Source organism: Crocosphaera sp., assembly GCF_030064895.1.
Classification (GTDB): Bacteria; Cyanobacteriota; Cyanobacteriia; order Cyanobacteriales; family Microcystaceae; genus Crocosphaera.
In genome coordinates this window covers 25,417-31,889 of record NZ_JASJEB010000040.1, presented here as the reverse complement: position 1 = coordinate 31,889, position 6,473 = coordinate 25,417, and the positions used below count along the sequence as shown (strand labels likewise).

Genomic DNA, 6,473 nt, shown 5'->3' with positions numbered 1-6,473 from the left:
TGGTTAAAGAGTCGAATTCGTAAAAAAATTAGTCAATTCAAGTGTCTTCGGGATGCCATAGAAGATGTGCTTCGCACAGTGTCCTAACCGCCTTGGCGGTTGCTATATCATCTCCATCCAATCTAATATTAATTTCTCTTCGGTTATAACTTTCCACTATTTCCCCATAAGTTATCTGTCCATTGGATTCTCTTTTTAAGACGACTCCTTTTTGCCAAACGTTCGATTCATCAATTAAACGGGACATCTCCACAATAAACTGGATAATGATTGCTTTTGGCAAAAATTCATATTCATATTTTAATTGTAAGTTCTTAGTGGTATTAAATTCATATTCAGGGGGTTCTTTGGTTAATAATTGAGGTGCGATATAAGTATTCTTCTCGTTGGGTAGTTCATAACACAACTTAAATTTAAGCATTAACTCTAATAATTGTGGTTGCATCGTTTCATATTTAGCTTCATTCCAAATATTGCCTAAATCTGTATTGTTAAATCGTCCTAGTTGATTAATAACTGTCGTTTCGTCTAATACTTTATACACTGCATCGGTTCCCCACTCCGGGTTAAGAATCACTGTATTATATAAAGGAGATATTGGGTCATCTTGAAAATGTAGAATTACCCCAATGTCATGTAAAAATTGACTGATTTCTAGCTGAAAATTTCTGTCTGTTACTTTCATCTCTTCACAAATTTTATAATACTCATTCAAAGGAATGTAATTTTTTCCTTCTTCTTTAAAAAGTCTTTCTAATTCATTCCGAATATTAATCCAAGTTTTTGGTAAAGTCGTTCCTACATGGGGTAATTGTTGTAATTGAAATTTCAGGTTATTAATAATATCGGTTAAACCACGATTCTCAGCAGCAAAGTTCGTGGGTAAAGACTCTTTAATATTCTCAAATCTTGCTCTTAATTCTTTTTCGTTAATCTGAACTTTTTGATCTTTTTTCTCATTTTTGATTAACAAAACCGGACTTTTATTGCTGAGTAATTCCACTATTTCTAACCAATAGGGTAAATTGGGTGATTCTTGGCGATTATCAGCAACCACTGCATAAACTGACCGTTTGGTTAAGAAAAATTGATGCGTTGCATGATAAATTTCTTGTCCCCCAAAGTCCCAAATATTAACCCGAAAGTCTTTCTCTTGTTCTTCCATAGAAAAATTCCATTGTTGAATATCAATTCCTTGGGTAGATTCTTTTTCGTCAGGTAAGGGACATTTAGGATTATAAATTCTCCTCGCTAATGTTGTTTTTCCTACCCCTCCTTCCCCAACAATAATCAGTTTTGCTTCAAAAAGGGTATCTTTTCCTTCTTCTATTTGACGGAAATAATTGCGAATTGCCCGTATTCCTTGGTTAGCAACTTCAATGGGTGGTTTTTCCAAAGGATTATCACTGAGGTCGAGTTTTTGAAGAGAAGTTAATTGTCCGATTTCTGCTGGTATCTCTGTTAGTTTATTTCCCCACAGGTAGAGTATTTGAAGAGAAGTTAATTGTCCGATTTCTGCTGGTATCTCTGTTAGTTTATTATCAAGAAGTTCGAGTATTTGAAGAGAAGTTAATTGTCCGATTTCTGCTGGTATCTCTGTTATTTTATTATACCCGAGTTCGAGTATTTGAAGAGAAGTTAATTGTGCAATTTCTACTGGTATCTCTGTTATTTTATTATACCCGAGGTGGAGTTGTTGAAGAGAAGTTAATTGTCCGATTTCTGCTGGTATCTCTGTTAGTTGATTATCCCATAGGTAGAGTTGTTGAAGAGAAGTTAATTGTGCAATTTCTACTGGTATCTCTGTTAGTTTATTTAAACGGAGGTCGAGTTGTTGAAGAGAAGTTAATTGTCCGATTTCTGCTGGTATCTCTGTTAGTTGATTATCCCAGATATCGAGTTGTTGAAGAGAAGTTAATTGTCCGATTTCTACTGGTATCTCTGTTAGTTGATTTCCACCGAGGTCGAGTACTTGAAGAGAAGTTAATTGTCCGATTACTACTGGTATCTCTGTTAGTTGATTTCCACTGAGTTTGAGTTCTTGAAGAGAAGTTAATTGTCCGATTATTGATGGTATCTCTATTAGTTTATTTTCACAGAGTTTGAGTCTTTGAAGAGAAGTTAGTTGTCCGATTACTACTGGTATCTCTGTTAGTTGATTACCACTGATATCGAGTAGTTGAAGAGAAGTTAATTGTCCGATTTCCTTTGGTAAAAAAGTGATATTATTACCTATGTATTTATAGTTTTTTGAATCCCATTCCCCTAAAATCAACCGTTTCAACTTAACTAAAGAACCAATCTCTGGCGGCAGTTCCGTCAACTCATTCCCTGCTAAGTCCAGTTCTTCCCACTCTTCAACCCTAGCTTTCTCAATAATCTTTAATAACTCTTGTTTATCCATAAACAATTAAAAATTCAAAATAATAATACTTAATATAGTATTTTTCATAATTGTGAGGCTTCATGGTGACTGCATGGGAGAGGGGAGCAGGGTGCAGGGGGAGAACCCCGAAAAAGCCTCTCCCTGCTCCTCTACTTACTTTAAAGAAAAGTCAAAATCCTTAACCGAGCAGTATTAGTGCGTCTCTAATCTAACAAATTCTCAGGATTAATTCACAATTGGGTCATGAAATTCTCAGATAACTCCAACATACTAAAAACATGAAATCAATCAACAAATGTTTGATTGAAAAAAACTTACAATTAATGGGTAAAATGATGAAACAAGTAATTTGGCTATTGTCAGCATTAACTATTGCAATGAGTCCCACATTAGTAAAAGCAGAAGATATTTTGAGGGGAGGACAATTAATCGAAACCGGTAGCTTTATTGGACAAGGTGGTCATACAGTAAGTGGAGAATTTCAAATAATTAAAAAAGGAGAAATTCATTATTTAGTCCTTCAAGATAATTTTAAATTTGATGGCGCACCAGATCCAAAAATAGGGTTTTCTAGAAATGATGAATTCAGTGAAGACAGTTTATTTTCTGGTTTAAATTTAGATCAAGGAAAACAAATTTATCGTTTGCCATTCGATTTTGATCCAGATCAATACGATGAAGTAACACTATGGTGTGATAAATTCAATGCGGATTTAGCAGAGGCCAAATATTAGTATAGCAGGAGACAGCTTTGCAGGAGGCAGGGGGCAGGAGGCAGGAGGGTTTTGAAGCTTTAAGCTATCAAATTTAAAAGGAGGTATCTAAATCGGATTTGGTATCAAAAGCTTTCTAAAAAAAATGCAAAGAGACGCTAACTATAGCGTCTCTTGTAAGGTTTCATGGTGAATGAACGAAGGATAAAAGCTTTTAGAAGCCCATACCCATGCCGCCCATGCCGCCCATGCCGCCCATACCGCCCATGCCGCCCATGCCGCCCATGCCGCCCATATCAGGGGCTGCAGGAGCTTCAGGTTCAGGTTTTTCAACCACTAAAGCTTCCGTGGTTAAGACCATACCAGCAATAGAAGCAGCATTTTGTAAAGCAGAACGAACCACCTTAGCAGGGTCAATAATACCGGCAGAAATCATGTCTTCAACTTCACCGGTAATGGCGTTGTAACCGATGTTAAAGTCGCTTTCTCTGACCTTTTCAACGATAACAGAACCCTCTAAACCAGCATTGTTTGCTAACTGGCGTAAGGGGGCTTCCAATGCCTTAGCCACGAGATCAGCAGCCACTTTTTCTTCAGCATTGGTGAGGCTATCTTTATACTCGGCAATCTTAGAAGCTAAGTGAATTAGGGTAGTACCACCGCCAGGAACGATACCTTCATCTACGGCTGCCTTAGTAGCGTTAAGAGCATCTTCGATCCGTAGTTTACGATCCTTTAATTCTGTTTCAGTAGCAGCCCCAACTTTAATAACAGCTACCCCGCCGGCTAACTTAGCGATGCGTTTTTGTAGTTGTTCGGTGTCGTAACTGGAGTCTGTAGCAGCCAGTTCCCGACGCAGTTGGTCAATACGTTTATCTACTGCTGCTTTTACCCTGTCATCGGTGTTGGCAACGATGGTGGTGTTATCCTTGGAAATGTTGATTTTGGTAGCTTGTCCCAACATATCCAAGTCCACTGCCTCCAAACTTAAGCCCACATCTTCTGAGATGAGGCTACCGCCGGTGAGAATGGCAATATCTTGTAAGATAGCTTTACGTCTAAGTCCGAAAGCAGGGGCTTTAATAGCAGCCACATTTAACACACCTCTGGCTTTATTTACTACCAGAGTAGCTAAGGCTTCTCCTTCTATATCTTCAGAGACGATTAATAGAGGTTTACCAGCGCGGGCAACATTTTCTAAAATGGGGACTAAATCAGCGATCGCACTAATTTTTTTATCGGTGATCAAGATCAAAGCATCTTCAAATTCCACTTGTTGCCGTTCTTGATCGGTGATGAAATAAGGAGAGATATAACCGCGATCGATCTGCATCCCTTCTACTACCTCTAACTCGGTATTAAGAGACTTAGATTCTTCTACGGTGATAACGCCGTCTTTGGTTACTTTATCCATAGCCAAAGAGATCATGTCACCCACTTCTTGGTCGTTACCAGCAGAAACGGTGGCAACTTGGGCGATAGCTTCCCCTTCTACGGGTTTAGCAATATTTTCGATTTCTTGGACCAAATAAGCCATGGTTTTTTCCATACCACGACGTAAGGCCACAGGGTTAGCCCCGGCAATGACGTTTTTAAGCCCTTCTTTGATTAAAGCTTGACCAATAACGGTGGCGGTGGTTGTTCCATCTCCAGCCACTTCTTTGGTTTTTGAGGCGATTTCTTGGATTAATCTTGCCCCTGTATTTTCGAGGGGATCTTCTAATTCAATTTCTTTAGCAACGGTGATTCCGTCGTTAACAATTTGGGGTGTACCAAATTTCTTTTCTAACAATACGTTACGGCCTTTGGGACCGAGGGTAATTTTAACGGCATCAGCGAGGGCGTTTACCCCTTGTTCTAATGCGCGTCTGGATTCGTCACTAAATGAGACAATTTTTGCCATATTTGTCTAGTTACTCCTATAACGCCTTCTAATGGGACTTGTGGCAATGATTCAGACCAGGGTTGCCTTTTTCCCACTTATGTTAATTTAGCACTCTTATGCTACGAGTGCTAAGGGTTTAGGTCAAAGAATGGGAAAGTTTTTCTTAAGGAATAGGGGTAAGGTGTGGAAGTTTAGGTAATTGAGGTGAGGATATCTAGAAAGAAGCTTTCCTACAAGGCCAAAGCAAAAATTTCTTGTGGGGATAGGTTGAACTCGGGAAAGGTTGGGGAAACAATGGGACTATTTCCTGTAAATGGATTCATTTGATATTCACCGTCAACAAAATTACAAACAAAAAATGTCGGTTGCTTTGGGTTGCCAATAAATTTTCTTGCCCCCAATGCTGCGTAATCTACAATCCAATATTCTTGAATTCCCATTTCTTCGTAATCCCTAAGTTTATTGTAGTAATCGTCTCGCCAATTCGTAGAAACAACTTCGACGATTAATTTAACTGAATCAGGATTTTGGATAATAGATTCACTTTCCCAACGAGGTTCTTCCCCAAGCTTTTCTCGGTTTAAAACGATAATATCTGGTTCATAACCGGATTTTTCTCCTCCGGGTTTAACAATTGATTCTCTAGGAATAGTCCAAATACCACCTTTGCCTTTTTGCCTAATAATTATTAATAATTGTTCAATGAGAGAACCTGTTAAATTTGAGTGTTTTCCCTTGGGTTTGGGCATTTTGACAATTAATCCATCGTGCAGTTCGTATCGGACTTGAGTATCTTCAGGATACCAGCTTATGAATTGATCAAAGTTGTATAGTTTGGGTTCCGTTTGTGTTTGAGTCATTTTTTAGTTAATCCTCATTTTTGAGCCTGAAAAATCTGTTCAGCAGTCAAATTTAATTCAGGAAAAATTAGTGATTTATTAATTAGTTCTTTTTCTCTAAACTGTTGGACTTGATACTCTCCATCCACAAGCTGATAAATGGAAAGAGTAGGTTGTTTTGGCTGTCCAATAAAACGGACTCCTCCTATTCCTAAATAATCAACAATCCAATATTCACAGATTCCCATAGCTTCATAATCAATCAACTTATAACCATAATCATCACGCCAATTAGTGCTAACAACTTCAATCACTAAGGGAATAGATTCTCCATTAATTATAGTTGATTTTTTTTCCCATAATGGTTCAGACTGGAGATATTGGCGATCGATTAGTAACAAGTCTGGATTATAGCCAGTTTCTTTATTTTTTAGTTTAACTAATGCTTTGGGGGGAATACGATAGGGTAAATTCATCCTTGTGTATTCTAAAGTTAATTCTTGGGTGAGAAATGCTGTAATATCTTCATGTTTTCCTGTGGGTTGCATTTCGACAATTGTTCCTTCGTGTAATTCATAGCGTCTTGTTTCTGGTAACCATTCAATAAATTCATCAAAGGTTATTAGTTTTGGTAATGATTGAATCATGAA

Annotated in this window: 5 protein-coding genes; 1 reads left to right on the top strand and 4 read right to left on the bottom strand. The window is 37.9% G+C overall.

Annotated features, from left to right (window positions below; translation table 11 throughout):
• Positions 1 to 37: 37 nt before the first annotated feature.
• Positions 38 to 2,404 carry a COR domain-containing protein gene (locus QNJ66_RS11400; protein ID WP_300506649.1) on the bottom strand — a complete coding sequence of 789 codons (2,367 nt, stop codon included), beginning with the start codon at positions 2,402 to 2,404 and terminating at the stop codon, positions 38 to 40.
• 260 nt (positions 2,405 to 2,664) lie between these two features.
• Between QNJ66_RS11400 and QNJ66_RS11395 the strand changes: the two genes are divergently transcribed.
• Positions 2,665 to 3,120 (top strand): DM13 domain-containing protein, encoded by a 456-nt coding sequence (locus QNJ66_RS11395; RefSeq protein ID WP_300506647.1) that lies wholly within the window; start codon positions 2,665 to 2,667, stop codon positions 3,118 to 3,120.
• A 193-nt stretch (positions 3,121 to 3,313) separates the two neighbouring features.
• Here QNJ66_RS11395 and groL read toward each other — a convergent pair whose 3' ends face one another.
• The 3 genes from groL to QNJ66_RS11380 all read right to left on the bottom strand — a co-directional run bounded on the left by groL (position 3,314) and on the right by QNJ66_RS11380 (position 6,470).
• On the bottom strand, positions 3,314 to 5,002 hold the full coding sequence (gene groL / locus QNJ66_RS11390; protein ID WP_300506645.1) for a chaperonin GroEL: 1,689 nt from the start codon (positions 5,000 to 5,002) through the stop codon (positions 3,314 to 3,316).
• A 212-nt stretch (positions 5,003 to 5,214) separates the two neighbouring features.
• Positions 5,215 to 5,844 (bottom strand): Uma2 family endonuclease, encoded by a 630-nt coding sequence (locus tag QNJ66_RS11385; RefSeq protein WP_300506641.1) that lies wholly within the window; start codon positions 5,842 to 5,844, stop codon positions 5,215 to 5,217.
• A 14-nt stretch (positions 5,845 to 5,858) separates the two neighbouring features.
• Positions 5,859 to 6,470 (bottom strand): Uma2 family endonuclease, encoded by a 612-nt coding sequence (locus QNJ66_RS11380; protein ID WP_300506638.1) that lies wholly within the window; start codon positions 6,468 to 6,470, stop codon positions 5,859 to 5,861.
• Positions 6,471 to 6,473 lie beyond the last annotated feature (3 nt).

Coding starts and splice junctions, on each gene's coding strand:
- QNJ66_RS11385 (WP_300506641.1), bottom strand. CDS start 5,844: ATGACTCAAACACAAACGGAACCCAAACTATACAACTTTGATCAATTC.
- groL (WP_300506645.1), bottom strand. CDS start 5,002: ATGGCAAAAATTGTCTCATTTAGTGACGAATCCAGACGCGCATTAGAA.
- QNJ66_RS11380 (WP_300506638.1), bottom strand. CDS start 6,470: ATGATTCAATCATTACCAAAACTAATAACCTTTGATGAATTTATTGAA.
- QNJ66_RS11395 (WP_300506647.1), top strand. CDS start 2,665: ATGAAATCAATCAACAAATGTTTGATTGAAAAAAACTTACAATTAATG.
- QNJ66_RS11400 (WP_300506649.1), bottom strand. CDS start 2,404: ATGGATAAACAAGAGTTATTAAAGATTATTGAGAAAGCTAGGGTTGAA.